The organism is Mesorhizobium bavaricum (genome assembly GCF_056781655.1).
Genome location: NZ_CM165566.1, coordinates 1,523,024 through 1,538,645, shown reverse-complemented (window position 1 = coordinate 1,538,645; position 15,622 = coordinate 1,523,024). Strand labels below are relative to the sequence as shown.

General features: G+C 63.1%; 17 protein-coding genes. 5 read left to right on the top strand and 12 right to left on the bottom strand.

The window, feature by feature from the left end:
- Positions 1-7: 7 nt before the first annotated feature.
- From AC1RZR_RS07465 to AC1RZR_RS07445, 5 genes are all read right to left on the bottom strand, one after another.
- Positions 8-736, bottom strand: coding sequence for an ABC transporter ATP-binding protein (locus AC1RZR_RS07465; RefSeq protein ID WP_477269096.1), 729 nt, complete (start codon positions 734-736; stop codon positions 8-10).
- Entirely contained in the window at positions 736-2,343 is a 1,608-nt protein-coding gene (locus AC1RZR_RS07460; RefSeq protein WP_481828130.1) for an ATP-binding cassette domain-containing protein, read from the bottom strand. Before AC1RZR_RS07460 ends, AC1RZR_RS07465 begins: the two co-directional genes overlap by 1 nt.
- Positions 2,343-3,938 (bottom strand): high-affinity branched-chain amino acid ABC transporter permease LivM, encoded by a 1,596-nt coding sequence (gene livM, locus AC1RZR_RS07455; protein WP_481828129.1) that lies wholly within the window; start codon positions 3,936-3,938, stop codon positions 2,343-2,345. The genes AC1RZR_RS07460 and livM overlap by 1 nt, the downstream gene beginning before the upstream one ends.
- 4 nt (positions 3,939-3,942) lie before the next feature.
- Complete coding sequence (locus tag AC1RZR_RS07450; RefSeq protein ID WP_379099826.1) at positions 3,943-4,845, bottom strand: branched-chain amino acid ABC transporter permease; 903 nt, start codon at positions 4,843-4,845, stop codon at positions 3,943-3,945.
- 448 nt (positions 4,846-5,293) lie between these two features.
- Positions 5,294-5,680, bottom strand: coding sequence for an ectoine synthase (locus AC1RZR_RS07445; protein ID WP_379099829.1), 387 nt, complete (start codon positions 5,678-5,680; stop codon positions 5,294-5,296).
- Positions 5,681-5,825: 145 nt separating this feature from the next.
- Here AC1RZR_RS07445 and AC1RZR_RS07440 point away from each other — a divergent pair, with 145 nt between their 5' ends.
- Entirely contained in the window at positions 5,826-6,719 is an 894-nt protein-coding gene (locus tag AC1RZR_RS07440) for a LysR substrate-binding domain-containing protein (protein ID WP_477269093.1), read from the top strand.
- Positions 6,720-6,722: 3 nt separating this feature from the next.
- On the opposite strand, the gene AC1RZR_RS07435 is transcribed toward AC1RZR_RS07440, so the two are convergent.
- From AC1RZR_RS07435 to AC1RZR_RS07425, 3 genes are all read right to left on the bottom strand, one after another.
- On the bottom strand, positions 6,723-7,724 hold the full coding sequence (locus AC1RZR_RS07435; protein WP_481828128.1) for a 4-hydroxyproline epimerase: 1,002 nt from the start codon (positions 7,722-7,724) through the stop codon (positions 6,723-6,725).
- A gap of 16 nt (positions 7,725-7,740) precedes the next feature.
- The gene (locus AC1RZR_RS07430; protein WP_481828127.1) at positions 7,741-9,054 is read right to left on the bottom strand and encodes an NAD(P)/FAD-dependent oxidoreductase; all 1,314 of its coding nucleotides are present in this window, start codon (positions 9,052-9,054) and stop codon (positions 7,741-7,743) included.
- Positions 9,055-9,116: 62 nt separating this feature from the next.
- A complete protein-coding gene (locus AC1RZR_RS07425; RefSeq protein WP_481828126.1) occupies positions 9,117-10,010 on the bottom strand; it encodes a dihydrodipicolinate synthase family protein in 894 nt (297 codons plus the stop codon).
- A 111-nt stretch (positions 10,011-10,121) separates the two neighbouring features.
- Here AC1RZR_RS07425 and AC1RZR_RS07420 point away from each other — a divergent pair, with 111 nt between their 5' ends.
- Entirely contained in the window at positions 10,122-10,772 is a 651-nt protein-coding gene (locus tag AC1RZR_RS07420; protein ID WP_481828125.1) for a GntR family transcriptional regulator, read from the top strand.
- A gap of 8 nt (positions 10,773-10,780) precedes the next feature.
- Here AC1RZR_RS07420 and AC1RZR_RS07415 read toward each other — a convergent pair whose 3' ends face one another.
- Together AC1RZR_RS07415 and AC1RZR_RS07410 are read right to left on the bottom strand one after the other, a co-directional pair.
- Positions 10,781-11,098, bottom strand: coding sequence for a hypothetical protein (locus AC1RZR_RS07415; protein WP_477269088.1), 318 nt, complete (start codon positions 11,096-11,098; stop codon positions 10,781-10,783).
- Between the two features lie 227 nt (positions 11,099-11,325).
- Positions 11,326-11,649 carry a winged helix-turn-helix transcriptional regulator gene (locus AC1RZR_RS07410; RefSeq protein ID WP_208647184.1) on the bottom strand — a complete coding sequence of 108 codons (324 nt, stop codon included), beginning with the start codon at positions 11,647-11,649 and terminating at the stop codon, positions 11,326-11,328.
- A 135-nt stretch (positions 11,650-11,784) separates the two neighbouring features.
- Between AC1RZR_RS07410 and AC1RZR_RS07405 the strand changes: the two genes are divergently transcribed.
- Both AC1RZR_RS07405 and AC1RZR_RS07400 read left to right on the top strand, forming a co-directional pair.
- The gene (locus AC1RZR_RS07405) at positions 11,785-12,114 is read left to right on the top strand and encodes a nuclear transport factor 2 family protein (RefSeq protein WP_481828124.1); all 330 of its coding nucleotides are present in this window, start codon (positions 11,785-11,787) and stop codon (positions 12,112-12,114) included.
- On the top strand, positions 12,111-12,911 hold the full coding sequence (locus AC1RZR_RS07400) for an SDR family oxidoreductase (RefSeq protein WP_481828123.1): 801 nt from the start codon (positions 12,111-12,113) through the stop codon (positions 12,909-12,911). Before AC1RZR_RS07405 ends, AC1RZR_RS07400 begins: the two co-directional genes overlap by 4 nt.
- Positions 12,912-12,970: 59 nt before the next feature.
- On the opposite strand, the gene AC1RZR_RS07395 is transcribed toward AC1RZR_RS07400, so the two are convergent.
- Together AC1RZR_RS07395 and AC1RZR_RS07390 are read right to left on the bottom strand one after the other, a co-directional pair.
- Positions 12,971-14,467: a CoA-acylating methylmalonate-semialdehyde dehydrogenase gene (locus AC1RZR_RS07395; RefSeq protein WP_477269085.1), complete on the bottom strand. Its 1,497-nt coding sequence runs from the start codon at positions 14,465-14,467 to the stop codon at positions 12,971-12,973.
- The gene (locus AC1RZR_RS07390) at positions 14,464-14,655 is read right to left on the bottom strand and encodes a hypothetical protein (RefSeq protein ID WP_481828122.1); all 192 of its coding nucleotides are present in this window, start codon (positions 14,653-14,655) and stop codon (positions 14,464-14,466) included. Before AC1RZR_RS07390 ends, AC1RZR_RS07395 begins: the two co-directional genes overlap by 4 nt.
- Positions 14,656-14,672: 17 nt before the next feature.
- On the opposite strand from AC1RZR_RS07390, the gene AC1RZR_RS07385 reads away from it, so the two are divergent.
- The gene (locus AC1RZR_RS07385) at positions 14,673-15,554 is read left to right on the top strand and encodes a LysR family transcriptional regulator (RefSeq protein ID WP_481828121.1); all 882 of its coding nucleotides are present in this window, start codon (positions 14,673-14,675) and stop codon (positions 15,552-15,554) included.
- Positions 15,555-15,622: the final 68 nt, after the last annotated feature.

Here is a 15,622-nt window from a genome sequence, read left to right as displayed (position 1 = left end):
CCTGAGCTCAGTGGTGTCCGCCTTCGAGATAGGCGGCGCGCACTTCCGGATTGGCGAGCAGCTCCTTGCCGGTGCCGCTCATCGTCACGTTGCCGTTGACCATGACGTAGCCGCGCGTGGCGAGCTTGAGCGCGCCGAAGGCGTTCTGCTCGACCAGGAACACGGTCAGCCCCTGGGTGCGGTTCAGCTCGCGGATGGCGTCGAAGATCTGCTTGACGATCAGCGGCGCCAGACCCAGCGACGGCTCGTCGAGCAAAAGCAGCTTTGGCCGCGCCATCAGCGCACGTCCGATCGACAACATCTGCTGCTCGCCACCCGACAGCGTGCCGCCGCGCTGGCCGATACGCTCCTTGAGCCGCGGGAACAGCGTGAACACCTTCTCGACGTCCTCGTCATAGTGCTTGAGGTTGTCGAGGCTGGCGCCCATTTGCAGGTTTTCCATCACCGTCATGCGCGGGAAGATGCGCCGGCCTTCGGGCGATTGGGCGATGCGCATGCGAGCGATCTCATGCGTCGGCATCTGGGTAATGTCGGTGCCGGCGAAGGTGATGGTGCCGGCGCGGGCGCGAGGCGCGCCGAAGATGGTCATCATCAGCGTCGACTTGCCGGCGCCGTTGGCGCCGATCAGGGCCACGATCTCACCCTCGTTGACGGTGACATCGACGCCGTTCAGCGCCCGGATGTTGCCGTAATAAGTCTGCACGCCCTTGATATCGAGCAGCGTTGTCCCGGCCATCACTTGCCCCCTCCGCGCTTGCCCGCCACAGGCTTGGCGGCGGCAGTCTTTCCGGAAGCCGTGGTCTTTCCGGAAGCTGCATTTGCAGTCTTTCCGGACGCATGGCTGGTCGCCACCTTGCCCGCATCGACGCGACGCGAGAATTCCGTGTCCTTGCCCTTGCCGAGCAGCTTGGCCTGCTTGACCCATTCCTCACGAGCGATGCGCCCATCGAAGGCAAGATAGGCTTCAGCGGCCTCGACATCTGATTTCTTCCAGGCGCCGATCTGGTCGAAATGGAAGATGCCGTGCTCGTTGAGCTTCTTCTCGTTGACTGTGCCGATGCCCTTGATGCGGGTCAGATTGTCGGCCTTGCCGCCGCGGGGCGCCGCCAGCCTGTTGGAGATTTCCCCAACCTTGGCCGCTGGCGCTTTGGCGGCTGCCGGAGTCTTGGCTGCCGGTTTGGTCGGTGCGGACGCAGCGGTCGACTTCACCGCCGCTCCGGTTGCCACCTTGGACGCCGCTTTCGAAGCAGGCTTTGCCTTCGCCGCTGGAGCGGGCTTCGCGGCCGGTACGGCAGCCAGCGAGGCCGCCTTGCTTGCCGCGGCAATCGATCTTGCGTCGACCTGATCGGCCTTTGACGCGCCCTTCGCCACCGTTACCCGCTCGCCCGAAATGTGCCCGACCGTGTCGGTCACCGGCCCGGCGAGATACGATGACGATGTCCCCGGACCGTGCGCGCCATCAGGCCCGGTATCGAGCTGTTCGATGACGTCTTCGTCGCCGACTTCGGTGAGGACCGCCTCGACTTCCTCGTCGTCGACGCCGAGATAGGCGGCGATGACGCGCGGATCGGTACGCACCGATTGCGGACTGCCGTCCGAGATCTTGCGGCCATATTCCAGCACCACGACATGGTCTGAAATCTGCATGACCACCGACATGTCATGCTCGATCAGCAGGATCGAGGTGCCCGTGGTGTTCTTGATGTCGATGAGCAGTTCGTTGAGCGACGCCGATTCCTTTGGATTGAGACCGGCCGCCGGCTCGTCCAGGCACAGAAGCTCCGGACCCGTGCACATGGCGCGGGCGATCTCGAGGCGGCGCTGTGCGCCATAGGGCAGGTCACCGGCCGGATCGTCGGCACGATCGACAAGATTGGCCTTCTCCAGCCAGTGCCTGGCGAGGTCGATCGATTCGGCCGAGGCCTTGCGATAGCTCGGGAAGCCGAACAGGCCAAGCACCGTATAGCCCGAGGCCTTCATCAGCTTGTTGTGCTGGGCAACCAGAAGGTTCTCCAGCAACGTCATGCCCGAGAACAGGCGGATGTTCTGGAAGGTGCGCGCCACCTTGGCGCGCGCCGGGATCTCGTGATTGGGCAGACGTTCGAGCAAATAGCTGGAGCCGTCGTTCCGGTTGAGCGTGATCATGCCTTCCGACGGCTTGTAGAAGCCGGTGATGCAGTTGAACACGGTGGTCTTGCCGGCACCGTTGGGTCCGATCAGCGCGGTGATCTCGCCGCGCTTGGCGGTGAAGGACAGGTCGCCGATGGCGACCAGGCCGCCGAACTTCATCGACAGGTGATCGACCTGCAGGATGGCCGCGTTCATGGGTGTGCTCGCATTCATCAGCCGTGGCCCTCCTTGGTGAAGGAACTGGAGACAGCCCTTCGCTCCTTGAGGAAGGCGGTCGGTTCGCGACTGCCGACGAAGCCGCGCGGCTTCCACAGCATGACGATGACCATGGCCATGCCGAACAGAAGCATGCGGTAGAGTTCGGGGGTGAAGTCCGGCCCGAAGATCTGCTTGAGGAAGTCGAGTTCGCGCAGCGCCTCGGTGCCGCCGATCATCACCAGTGCGGCAACCGCTATGCCGACCAGCGAGCCCATGCCGCCGAGCACGACGATGGCCAGGATGATCGCCGATTCCAGGAAGACGAAGGATTCCGGGCTGACGAAGCCTTGCCGCGCGGCGAAGAAAGAGCCGGCGAAGCCGCCGAACATGGCGCCTGTTGCAAAAGCCGTGAGCTTGGTCGTCGTCGTGTTGATGCCCAGCGACCGGCAGGCGATCTCGTCCTCGCGCAGCGCTTCCCAGGCGCGGCCGACCGGCAGGCGGCGCAGCCTGATGGTGACGAAGGCGGTGAGCAGGCACAGGCCCAGGATCAGATAATAGAGGAAAATCTTGTAGTAGGCGCCTGATTGAGCGATGTGCAGCACCTTGGCGATATAGTTCGGGTCTGACACGTTGAACGACATCAGGCCGAAGAAGCTCACCTTGGGAATGCCGGAAATGCCGGCCGAGCCGTTGGTGACCTCGCGCCAGTTGATCAGCACCAGGCGGATGATCTCGCCGAAAGCCAGCGTGACGATCGCCAGATAGTCGCCGCGCAGGCGCAGCACCGGGAAACCGAGCAGCACGCCCCAGAAGGCGGCCATGGCGCCGGCTGCCGGCAGCAGGATCCAGAACGACAGGCCGTACTGGGTGCCGAGCAGCGCATACGCATAGGCGCCAAGTGCATAAAAGGCGACGTAGCCGAGGTCGAGCAGGCCGGCGAGGCCGACAACGATATTCAGGCCCCAGGCCAGCATCACGTAGATCAGGATCTGGATGCCGAAATTATCGACCCATTTCAGCGAGCCCTGCAGCCCGCCGGCAATCGACCAGGCGCTCAGCGACAGCACCGCGACTACGAGGATCGGGTACAGCACCAGCGCGGCAATGCCGAGTTTGGTGAAGTTGGCATGGATGAAGGCCCTGAAATAGTAGATCACGCAAGCCAGTACGTAGATGACCGCCAGGGCGCGCAGGAATTGCAGATAGCCGGCCGGTTCTGCTCCCACCCATCCGGCGAGAGAGCTGTTGAACACGAACAGCAGCACTGCCGCGACAACGGCCCCGATGAACGCCGGCAACTGGAAGAAGCGTGATGCCACGCTGCCTGGCAACAGGCCGGTGGCGACGTCGGCGATCTTCTGGTTGGCCATGAACGGCTGGCCATAGGCGACATAGAGGAAGCGGCCGACGGCTGTGGCGATCACCACGGCGGCGAGCAGGCCCCAGCGCGTGGTCACGACCAGTTCATTGGAGATGTTCTGGCCGGTCTTCAGGCCAATGAACAGCACGAACAGGCCAAGCGAGATGGCGCCTGCGTAGAACGCCTCGCGCAACGCGCGCTGCACAGGGGTGGCGACGACGTCGCGCTCCGGAGATACGGTGACGGCCATGATCTCAGACCTTTTCGACTTCTGGCCGGCCCAGAATGCCGGAAGGCAGGAAGATCAGCACGATCGCCAGGATCGAGAACGCCGCGACGTCCTTGTAGTCGATCGAGAAATAGGCGGACCACATGCTTTCGATGAAGCCGATCATCAGCCCGCCGAGAACCGCGCCCGGCAGTGAGCCGATGCCGCCGAGCACCGCGGCGGTGAACGCTTTCACACCCGGCGTGAAGCCGTCGGAGAAGGCGATGACGCCGTAATACATCAGGAACAGAGTGCCGGCGACGGCGGCGAGCGCCGCGCCCATGATGAAGGTGATCGAGATCGTGCGATCAACGTCGATGCCGAGCAGTGCCGCCATCTTGCGATCCTGCTCGCACGCTCTTTGCGCCCGACCCAGCGATGTCCTGTTGACCAGATACCAGAACAGCGCCAGGAGCGCTGCCGTGACGGCGACGATGATGATCTGTTTCAGCGACACGCTGATGCCGTTGATGTTGTAGACCTGGCTGACCATCGGCGGGATCGGCTTGTTGCGCGGCCCCTGGGTCACCTGGACGAAGTTCGACAGCGCGATCGACATGCCGATCGCGGTGATCAGCGGCGCCAACCGGAACGAACCGCGCAGCGGCCGGTAGGCCACCTTCTCGATCGTCCAGTTGTAGAGGCTGGTGAGCAGCATCGCCACGATCATCATGACCAGCAGCGCGACGACGACGGGCACCGAATAGAACAGCGCGCCGAGGACGAGGAAAACGATCAGCGCCGTGAAGGCGCCCACCATGAAGATGTCGCCATGGGCGAAGTTGATCATGCCGATAATGCCGTAGACCATCGTGTAGCCGATCGCGATCAGCCCATAGATCGATCCCAGCGTCAGCCCGTTGATAAGCTGCTGGACAAAGTACTGCATGTGTACGTGGCTCCCCTGGAATGTCGCCCATGCAGACGCATTCCTTTTCGTATTTCCCCTAGTCGTAAAGTTTCGAGCCCGGATTGCAACGTCATTTTTCAATCGTCATGCGCGTTTTGCCGACACGCCGTCGGATTGCCCTTTTCTCCCATCCGGCCCCTGGACTATCGCGGACCCTATCATTGGCATAACGCAATGTCTTTGACGATTCGACCGCATCATGCGCCCCGTTTCGAAGAAATCACCGTCAAAATTAGGTGATAAGAGGAATCGTTGCGTTGCTGACATCATCCGTTTTTCGCCCTGTCGCTTTCCGCAGGGTGAGGTTTCCCATTACCCGACCACAAGAACATGCGTGAACGGATCGCGGCCGTCGAGAAAGATGGCGTTCAATCCGGTCACCCGTGCCCAGCCGCCGATCGAGGGTGCGGTGGTTCCCCCGGGGCACTCAGTAGGCAGACCCGCCATTCTCGCTCAGGACATGCCGCTCGGTGCCATCAAGGGGAGGATTGAATACGCTGACCAGGATCATGTCGCCGGCAGCATCGGCACGCAGATAGTGGTCGTCATGTTCATCGAGCACATAGATCGTGCCCGGCTCGATACGATGCACCTCACCGGACATGTCTTCGACCTCACCGGTGCCGGCGATGCAGTAGCAGGCCTCGAAATGTCGCCGATAGTGGAGGCGCGACTCGCTGCCTGCACGCACAACGGTATGACAGACGGTGAACCCCATGCCGTCCTTTTGTGTCAGCAGGCGGTGACTGGTGCCATTGCCCCAATCCACGAAGAAGTCAGATTTTTCTACATCAGCCAATTGTCTGGTGAACATGATCGCTTTCCCTGCGTATCGTCAAATGTCCGGAGTCTCCGGTGATGGACCGGAAAAAGACCCGAGATCCGACTGCAGAAATGCCGCAAGATAGGCACGTCTTCAAATGATTGCTTCTCACCCGATATGTTAGTAAATTTTACATATGGAATACGTCCCGCTGAACGCCGTCCGGGCTTTCGAGGCTGCTGCGCGTCATCTCAGTTTCTCCGCTGCCGGCGAGGAGCTGCACGTCACTCATCCGGCCATCAGTCACCAGATAAGGCGACTGGAGGAGTGGTTGGGCGTGCCGCTTTTCCACCGGGATGCGCGCAAGGTGCGGCTGACGGACGCCGGGGTTATCCTCCAGGCCTCGGCGAGCGGGGCACTTGCCGAACTCGGCGCCACATGCCGGCGCATTCGGCGCAATGCAGCGGTGGCGACCGTATCCGTGGGCTGCATCCCTTCCATTGCCAGCCGTTGGCTCGTGCCCCGCTTGCCGGACTTCACGGCCGCCCATCCCGATATCGGCATGCGTGTGGCTTATGCCCGGGCCGAGGAAAGGCTCGGCGATGGCGAGAACGATGTGCTGATCACGCTTGGGGCGGATCCGACGCCCGGCGTCACCAGTCTCAAGCTGTTTTCACGCCTGAACCGGCCGGTATGCAGCCCCTATTACTTCGCTGGCAAGGACCATCTGCGAACACCTGCGGGTATGGCAGGGGCGGACCTGCTTCATGACGAGAACCGCCAGGGCTGGCGCGAGTGGTTCTCCGAGGCCGGACTGCCCAATGTCGATGTCGGCAACGGACCCGTCTTCGCCGACTTCAACATTCTAGCAACGGCGGTCATCGCCGGCCACGGCGTGGCGCTTTGTCCCGTCGACGTTTTTCGGGACGAACTGAATCGCGGCGATCTGATTGTTTTGTCGCAGGTCGCAACCAACCGCGACAAGGGCTACTTCCTGACGATGTCGGTGGATGCCGCGCCCGCAGCCCTTACCTTCGCCGACTGGTTTCGCCAGGAGGTCTCGGTCGATGCCGCGGCAGATGATCGGTAGATATCACTTGACGACAAAACCATGTGCGAACGGATCGCGGTCGTCGATGAAGATGGTGTTCAAGCCGGTCATCCGCGCCCAGCCGCCGATCGAGGGAATGATCGCCGGCTTTCCGGCGACGGTGACGTCCTTTTCGACCTTGCCCTTGAACAGCGAACCGATGATCGATTCATGGACGAAGCTGTCGCCGGCCTTGAGCTTGCCCTTGGCATGAAGCTGCGCCATGCGCGCCGAGGTACCGGTGCCGCACGGTGAGCGGTCGATCGCCTTGTCGCCGTAGAAGACGGCATTGCGCGCGTCCGCGCCATCCACCGTCGGCGCACCTGTCCATAGCATGTGCGACAGCCGGTTGATGCCCGGGTTCTCCGGATGCACGAAGGAATATTTTTCGTTGAGCCTTTGCCGCACCACCGGGCTCCAGGCGATGAAGTCGCCGGCCGAATAATCGGCCATGTCGCGATAGTTCTTTTGTGGCTCGACGATGGCATAGAAATTGCCGCCATAGGCGACGTCGACGGTGATCTCGCCGAGTTGCGGACATTCGACGGTCAAGCCCTGGGCATGGAGGAAGGACGGCACATTGGTGATGCGCACCTCCTCGACATAGTCGCCAACCTGCTTGTATTCGGCGATGACCAGGCCGGCCGGCGTGTCGAGCCTGAGCACGCCCGGCGTCTTCGGCTTGATCAGCCCGTGCTCGATCGCCATCGTCACCGTGCCGATGGTGCCGTGGCCGCACATCGGCAGGCAGCCCGAGGTTTCGATGAACAGGATGGCGATGTCGCAATCCACGCGCGTCGGCGGATAGAGGATCGAACCCGACATCACGTCATGGCCGCGCGGCTCGAACATCAGCCCGGTGCGGATCCAGTCATATTCGGCAAGGAAGTGCGCGCGCCGTTCCATCATCGTCGACCCCTGCAGCAGCGGGCCGCCGCCCGCGACCAGCCGCACCGGATTGCCGCAGGTGTGGCCGTCTATGCAGAAGAAGGATTTCTTGGCCATGACGCTCCTCGAAAAATCAAAACCGTTTTGGACTGAAGGGGGCCAGATCGATCGGCGGAACCTGCCCCAGGACAAGGTCGCGGATCAATCGCCCGGTGGCCGCCGCCTGGGTCAGGCCGAGATGGCCATGGCCGAAGGCATAGACCACCGACCGGCCTCCGGGCGCGCGGCCAATGACTGGCACTGAATCCGGCAACGAGGGTCGGAACCCCATCCATTCGCGCCCACCGGTCGGATCGAGCCCCGGCAGGAATTTCTGTGCCTTCTGCAGCAGCGCCTTCGATCGCGCATAATTGGGCGGCCGCTCGATGCCACCGAGTTCGACGGCGCCGCCGACGCGCAGGCCTGTTTCAAGTGGCGTGATGACGAAGCCATGACCGGAAAAGATCAGCTGCCGCTTCACGTCGAAGGCAGCCTTCGGCAGCGTCGTGTTGTAGCCGCGCTCGGTCTCCAGCGGAATGCGATCGCCGAGCTGCCGCGCCAGGAGATGCGACCACGCGCCGGCGGCAATGACGAGATGTCTGGCCTGCCTTGTCGTGCCATCGGCCAGCGTCAGTGTCGCGCCATCCTGGTCCGCCGCGACGCGCTCGATCCGAGCCATTTCAAAGCGCGCGCCCTTGGTCTGCGCATAGGCCCACACCGCCTTGCCGAGCAGTTTTGGATCTGCGACCGTCTTCCATCCCGGCACGAAGGTGCCCTTGACGAAAAGTGGCGAAAGCCCGGGCTGCAAGTCCGCAAGGTCTTCGCCCTCGACATGGCGGAAACCGATGCCGAAACGCTCACGCGCCGCCCAGCCGGGCAGCGAGGCGCGGAACTCGGCCTCGCTCTCGTAGAGTTCGAGCGAGCCGTCCTCGCGCAGCATCCCTCGCGTGCCGGAACGATCGAGCAGCGCCATCCATTCGGCTTCGGCGAGCTTCATCATGCCGGCCTGCGCGGTGAGACTGGCCTCGTAGCGATCGCTCCACCCGGCGCGCCAGAAGCGGACCAGCCAGGGCAAAAGCTTGGGCAGATAGGCGGGTGGAATGCTGAGCGGGCCGAGCGGGTCGGCCAGCCATTTCGGCAACTGCCGGATCATGCCCTTGTGGGCCATCGGCAGCACTTCTGAAAAGGCAAAGGCGGCGGCGTTGCCGGAGCTCGTTTCCTCGCAGATGCCGGTGCGATCGAAGACCGTGACGTTGCGCCCCGCCTCGGCAAGACGGGCGGCGGCGCAGATGCCGATGATGCCGCCACCGATGATGGCGATGTCTTTGCCTTCTCCTCGTTCACGGGGAGAAGGTGTTCGAGGGGCGGGACGGAGGCCCGCTTCTGTCGACTTGGAATATCCCTGCACGTGGGCGCTGTCCCTCATCTGGCTGCCGGCATCTTCTCCCGCTAACCGGGGAGAAGAAAGCCTCAGAACTGCGGCAGCTTCGGCCGTACCGCCAGTGCATCCTTGACGATCTTCTCGACTGCCTTGCGGCGCTCGCCCGACAGCGGCTGGCGCGGCATGCGCACGCGATCGTTGGTTTGAATGGCGAACACCTCGGCAAGCTTGATGTTCTGCACCAGATAAGTCGAAACGTCGAGATCGAGCAGCGGCCGGAACCAGCGGTAGATGGCGAGCGCCTCTTCGCGGCGGCCCTGTTTCATCAGCTGGTAGATGGCGACGGTCTCGCGCGGAAACGCCGTGACCAATCCGGCGACCCAGCCGATGGCGCCGACCGACAGCGCCTCGAAGGCGAGATTGTCGACGCCAGTGAACAGGTCGTAGCGGCTGCCCAGGCGATTGATGATCTCGGTCGAGCGGCGGATGTCGTCGGAGGATTCCTTGATGGCGACAAAGCGCTTGTCCGACGCCAGCTCCTCCATCTGGTCGACGGTGACGTCGACGCGGTAGGCAAGCCGGTTGGAGTAGATCATGACCGGCAGGTCGCCGGCCTCGGCCACGGCGCGCAGCGCCGCGACCGTCTCTTCCGCATTGGTGTGATAGATCGGGCTCGGCACCACCATCAGACCATTGGCGCCTTCCTTGGCGGCGCGGCGGGCAATGCTGGCGGCTTCGCGGGTGCCGGCCTCATTGACCGTCAGCAGCACCGGCTTCTTGCCGGCGACTTTCTGGGCGGTCTTCAGCACCTCGATCTTCTCATCCGGTGACAGCATCGGCCCTTCGCCGAGCGATCCGCAGACGATGATGCCGTCGCAGCCGGCCTCCATCTGCAGGCCAAAGCAGCGTTCCATCTCGGCATGGTCGAGGCGGTCGTCAACAGTGAATTTGGTCGTAACGGCGGGGAAAACTCCGGTCCACATGGTCATCGCTCCATCTGATATATCAGCGGTATATCTGTTAAGAAACCGCCTGTCAATGAGGATTCTCCTATGATATATCCTGAATATATCAGGAGATCGCCTTTGATATCCATGGAATCAACTACCGCATTCGAGCCTGCGGCGGCCAAAGCCTACCGCGTGCTCGAGCACATGATCGTCACGCTCGAACTGGCGCCGGCGAGTTTCGTCACCGAGGGCGCCCTGATCGAAAGGCTGGCGCTCGGCCGCACACCGGTGCGTGAAGCGATCCAGCGGCTGGCCTGGGAAGGGCTGCTCGACGTACGGCCGCGCGCCGGCATTGCGATCGCTCCGCTGCATCCTGGCGACTGGCTGCGCGCGCTTGACGCGCGCCGCGGCGTCGAGGTGGTGCTGGCCCGCTCGGCCGCCCGCTTCGTCACCCGCGAAGCCGCCGACATGTTTCACGAAGCAGCCCTTGCCATGCAAAAGGCGGTGATCGCAGGCAACGTGCTTGCTTTCATCCAGGCCGACAAGGCGCTCGACGAAGCGCTGGCGCTGGCCGCCGACAACCCGTTTGCTGCCCGCCTGGCAGCCCCCTTGCAGGCCCACAGCCGCCGCTTCTGGTTCCGCTACAAGGCCGACACCGGGCTTGCCGAATCGGCCGAGCACCACGTCGCGCTGATCCGCTCGATCCTCGACGGCGACGAGGAGGCCGCTGCCAAGGATGCCAAACGGCTGATGGCGCTGCTGCGCGGCCACGCCGAGGTGGCCGCGACCCGCTGATCGGGCGGTCAGATCCCTTGCGCCGTCGCGGTCACCGCGAGGGTATTCTCCCAGCCCTCACCGGTCGCGATGATGCAGCTTTGGCCCTGCACGTCGGTTACCAGCATGGTCCATGTCCCACTTGCCGAAACGTAGATTTCGACGATGGCGGCTTGTCCGACCACCCCGTAGCCGATCTGCCTTTGTTGGAAGGCCTGCGCCAGTCCCGCGACAAGATCGCCGTGGCCGCCGCAGACGAATTGCGCCTGTGCGGATAGCGTCGACAGCGCCAGCGCGGCGCCGATCGCGGCTATCCTGATCCATCGAAACGAAAATTTGTGTGCCATTTGGCACCTCCTTCGCCTTGACGTTCCGGCAAAGGGAGGCACATGGGCAGCCTCAATATGCCGGCGCGTTCCAGGCCGGGTCCGACGTCTTCATCACGTCACTCCTTCTGGTTTCCGGTCTGTCGTCTGGGAATTCTGTCACATTCCCTGGAGTCGATATGGTGAGGTCCCGATCCGAAAACAAGCGCCATTTCGGCCCTGCGGCGGGCAGCGGGACGACGATCCCGTCAGCCTTCCACGGGTTCGCGAAGCGCCGCCCATTTCAGCAGGGCGTCGAGAGCCGGGCATAGCGCCTGGCCCCAATCGGTCAGACAGTATTCGACTTTCGGCGGCACTTGATGATGCACGATGCGGCGCACGATCCCGTCGCCCTCCATCTGCCTCAGCTGCTGGATCAGCATCTTCTGCGAGATCGCCGGGATCGCCCGTTCGAGGTCGGAAAAGCGCAACACCTTGCCGCCAAACAGGTGAAACAGGATCACCAGCTTCCAGCGGCCTTCGAGGATACGCAGCACATTCTCGACGCCGCTCGCGGCCGACAATGGCGTCAATGCTTCAACCTTACTTTCAGGTAAGTACCTTACTTTTTCGTCGGTTCTTGTCATTTTTTCAGCATATCTCATTTTAGGAGCCCGACAAGCCGTGGACTGTAAGTCGGCGGCAGGAACTGGGACCGGAGACGAGCCATGACCGTAAAACTTCCGCAGCCGCTGACCGACTATTTTGTCGCCAAGAACAGACACGACGTCGACGCCATGCTCATACCCTTCGCGTCGGATGCCACGGTCAAGGACGAAGGCGAAACCCGTCGGGGTTCGGCCGCCATCCGCGGATGGATGGAAGCAACGACAAGCAAATATCGGGTGACGGTTGAGGTCGCCGACGCGACCGCCAATGGCGGTTCATGGCGGATCGCCGGCCTCGTCTCAGGCAATTTCCCGGGCAGCCCGGCGACGCTCCATTACAACTTCACGCTGGCCGACGACCGGATCACGCGGCTGGAGATCGGTGCATGACCATCCCTGGGAAATTCCCGGTCGACAATCAGGAATTTACCGGCAAGCGCGTTCTGGTCACCGGCGGCACCAAGGGTGCCGGCGAAGCCATTGTGCGCCGGCTTACGGCGGCGGGCGCGATGGTTGTCACTACCGCCCGCTCGGCGACCGGACCATCATCGCCGAAGCTGTTCGTGCAAGCTGACATCAGCACTCTGGCCGGCGCAGAAAAAGTGGCGGCATCCACCATGGACAGTCTCGGTGGCGTCGATATCCTTGTTCACAACGTCGGCGGGTCGAAAAGCCCCGGTGGAGGATTTGCCGGACTGACCGATCAGGCCTGGCAGGACGAGCTGAGCCTCAACCTGCTCGCGGCGGTGCGGCTCGACCGCCTGCTTGTCCCACATATGGTGGAACAGGGTGCCGGCGCGATCGTTCACATATCGTCGATCCAGCGCCGGCTGCCGCTGCACGAATCCACCATTGCCTATGCGGCGGCGAAGGCAGCCCTTGCAACCTACAGCAAGGCGTTGTCCAAGGAACTCGGCCCTAAAGGCATTCGAGTCAACACCGTGGCGCCCGGCTGGATCCACACCACCGCATCTGAGGCGATGGTGAAGAGGCTGGCCGCCCATTCCGGTTCAGATGAAGAAACCGCACGCCAGGGCGTCATGGATGCGCTTGGCGGCATCCCGATCGGCCGGCCGGCTTGGCCGCACGAAGTTGCCGAGTTGGTGGCATTCCTTGTTTCGGACCGCGCTTCCGGCATCCATGGCGCCGAATACGTCATCGACGGCGGTACCATTCCGACCGTGTAATCCAACGCAAAGAGGGCGCGGCCAAGCCGCGCCCTTTCCCGTGAAATAGCTGTCGGATTTTAGTTCATCGTCGGGATGACGAACTCCGCACCATCCTTGATGCCGGACGGCCAGCGCGAGGTGACCGTCTTGGTCTTGGTGTAGAAGCGGAATGCGTCCGGGCCGTGCTGGTTGAGGTCGCCGAAGGACGACGCCTTCCAGCCGCCGAAAGTGTAGTAGGCGATCGGCACCGGGATTGGCACGTTGACGCCGACCATGCCGACCTGGACCCGCGAGGCGAAGTCGCGCGCTGCGTCACCGTCACGGGTGAAGATAGCGACGCCATTGCCCATCTCGTGATCGTTGGCGAGTTTGATCGCGCTCTCATAGGTCGGCGCCCGTACCACCGATAGCACTGGACCAAAGATCTCTTCCTTGTAGATGCGCATGTCTGATGTGACGTTGTCGAACAGGCAGCCGCCCATGTAGTAGCCGTCCTCGTAACCCTGCATGGAGAAGCCACGGCCGTCGACGACCAGCTTGGCGCCTTCCTTGACACCGGTGTCGACGTAACCCTTGACCCGCTCCAGCGCCTGCGCCGTCACCAGCGGGCCGAAATCGGCGGAAGAGTCGGTCGAAGGTCCGACCTTCAGGCTTTCGACGCGCGGAACCAGCTTTTCCATGAGCCGGTTGGCGGTATCCTCGCCGACCGGGACGGCCACCGAGATCGCCATGCAGCGCTCGCCGGCCGAGCCGTAGCCGGCGCCGATCAGCGCATCGACGGTCTGGTCCATGTCGGCGTCGGGCATGATGATCATGTGGTTCTTGGCGCCGCCGAAGCACTGCACGCGCTTGCCGGCGGCGGTGCCGCGCGAATAGATGTAGTGGGCGATCGGCGTCGAGCCGACAAAGCCGATGGCCTTGATGTCGGGATCGTCGAGGATCGCGTCGACCACGCCCTTGTCGCCATTGACGACGTTGAGGATGCCAGCCGGCAGGCCGGCCTCGATGAACAGTTCGGCAATGCGCATCGGCACGCCCGGATCGCGCTCCGACGGCTTCAGGATAAAGGCGTTGCCGCAGGCGATGGCCGGCGCGATCTTCCACAGCGGGATCATTGCCGGGAAGTTGAACGGCGTGATGCCGGCGACGACACCGAGCGGCTGGCGCATCGAATAGACGTCAATGCCGGGGCCGGCGCCGTCGGTGAATTCGCCTTTCATCATATGCGGCGCGCCGATGCAGACCTCGACCACTTCGAGGCCGCGCTGGATGTCGCCCTTGGCGTCGGCGATCGTCTTGCCGTGCTCGCGCGCCAGAATGTCGGCCAGTTGGTCATAGTCGCGGGCGACGAGTTCGAGAAACTTCATCAGCACGCGCACGCGGCGCTGCGGATTGGTTGCCGCCCACTTCGGTTGGGCCGCCTTGGCATTCTCGACGGCTGCGCGCAGTTCCGCCTGCGAAGCCAGCGCCACCGTGCCGCGCACGGTGCCGTCCATCGGCTGCATGACATCCTGCTTGCGGCCGCTGGTCCCGGCGACATGCTTGCCGCCGATGAAATGACCGTAGTCGATCATGATTTCTCTCCCTGGGTTTGTGATGGCGCATTGTCCGCCTTTGGCCGGCGGATGGCAACGCGAGCCAGAACGCAACCGTTGTGCATGAAATAGATAGCGATTGACGGAAGAGCATCAATTGCCGCAAAATGATGAATTGCCATTGCTGCTGTACGGATTGAGAGATTGAGTTCCACGGCGCTCATCATTCGATCGGACCATCCCTATGAACTGGGATGACGTCCGCATTTTCCTGGCGGTGGCGCGGGCCGGGCAGATCCTTGGCGCGGCCAAGCGGCTGGAGCTCAACCATGCCACCGTCTCGCGCCGCATCGCCGCACTCGAGGATGCACTGCGGACAAAACTGTTTCGCCGACTGACCACCGGCAGCGAACTGACGCCGGCGGGCGAGCGCTTTCTCGATATCGCCGAGCGCATGGAAGGCGACATGATCGCCGCGCGCTCGATCGTTGCCGGCGAAGGCGACGATGTCTCCGGCACGGTGCGCATCGGCGCGCCGGACGGGTTTGGTGTCGCTTTCCTGGCCAAACGTCTCGGCGCACTGACCACGCTGCACCGCGAACTGACTATCCAGCTCGTGCCGGTGCCGCGCTCCTTCTCGCTGTCGCGCCGCGAGGCGGACATCGCCATCACCGTCGAGCGGCCGACCGAAGGCCGACTGGTGGCGGGCAAGCTGGTCGACTACTCGCTCGGCCTGTTTGCCTCGCGCGCCTATGCGCAAGCGCATGGCCTGCCCCAGAGCGCCGCCGAGCTCGGCCAGCATACTCTCATCGGCTATGTGCCGGACCTCATCGTCAGCCCCTCTCTTGATTACGCCGCCGAATTCAGCCCGGATTGGCGCACCAGCTTCGCCATCTCCTCGGCGCTCGGCCAGGCTGAAGCGGTGCGGTCGGGCGCCGGCATCGGCATCCTGCACACCTTCGTTGCCCGCTCGATACCGGAACTGGTTTCAGTCGACGTGGTGGCGCCCATCCGCCGTGCCTACTGGCTGGTCTACCACGAATCGGTCCGGCCGCTGCGCCGCGTTCAGATCGTCGCCAGCTTCATCACCAAGGCGGTGGAGCAGGAGAGAAGCCTGTTCGTTTAGAGATGCCGCCTTTTCCTCGCCACAAAATCGATGACTGTGGCACCGGGCGTGCAATTCTGCCGATGTCA

Coding starts and splice junctions, on each gene's coding strand:
- AC1RZR_RS07465 (WP_477269096.1), bottom strand. CDS start 736: ATGGCCGGGACAACGCTGCTCGATATCAAGGGCGTGCAGACTTATTAC.
- AC1RZR_RS07460 (WP_481828130.1), bottom strand. CDS start 2,343: ATGAATGCGAGCACACCCATGAACGCGGCCATCCTGCAGGTCGATCAC.
- livM (WP_481828129.1), bottom strand. CDS start 3,938: ATGGCCGTCACCGTATCTCCGGAGCGCGACGTCGTCGCCACCCCTGTG.
- AC1RZR_RS07450 (WP_379099826.1), bottom strand. CDS start 4,845: ATGCAGTACTTTGTCCAGCAGCTTATCAACGGGCTGACGCTGGGATCG.
- AC1RZR_RS07445 (WP_379099829.1), bottom strand. CDS start 5,680: ATGTTCACCAGACAATTGGCTGATGTAGAAAAATCTGACTTCTTCGTG.
- AC1RZR_RS07440 (WP_477269093.1), top strand. CDS start 5,826: ATGGAATACGTCCCGCTGAACGCCGTCCGGGCTTTCGAGGCTGCTGCG.
- AC1RZR_RS07435 (WP_481828128.1), bottom strand. CDS start 7,724: ATGGCCAAGAAATCCTTCTTCTGCATAGACGGCCACACCTGCGGCAAT.
- AC1RZR_RS07425 (WP_481828126.1), bottom strand. CDS start 10,010: ATGTGGACCGGAGTTTTCCCCGCCGTTACGACCAAATTCACTGTTGAC.
- AC1RZR_RS07420 (WP_481828125.1), top strand. CDS start 10,122: ATGGAATCAACTACCGCATTCGAGCCTGCGGCGGCCAAAGCCTACCGC.
- AC1RZR_RS07415 (WP_477269088.1), bottom strand. CDS start 11,098: ATGGCACACAAATTTTCGTTTCGATGGATCAGGATAGCCGCGATCGGC.
- AC1RZR_RS07405 (WP_481828124.1), top strand. CDS start 11,785: ATGACCGTAAAACTTCCGCAGCCGCTGACCGACTATTTTGTCGCCAAG.
- AC1RZR_RS07400 (WP_481828123.1), top strand. CDS start 12,111: ATGACCATCCCTGGGAAATTCCCGGTCGACAATCAGGAATTTACCGGC.
- AC1RZR_RS07395 (WP_477269085.1), bottom strand. CDS start 14,467: ATGATCGACTACGGTCATTTCATCGGCGGCAAGCATGTCGCCGGGACC.
- AC1RZR_RS07390 (WP_481828122.1), bottom strand. CDS start 14,655: ATGATGAGCGCCGTGGAACTCAATCTCTCAATCCGTACAGCAGCAATG.
- AC1RZR_RS07385 (WP_481828121.1), top strand. CDS start 14,673: ATGAACTGGGATGACGTCCGCATTTTCCTGGCGGTGGCGCGGGCCGGG.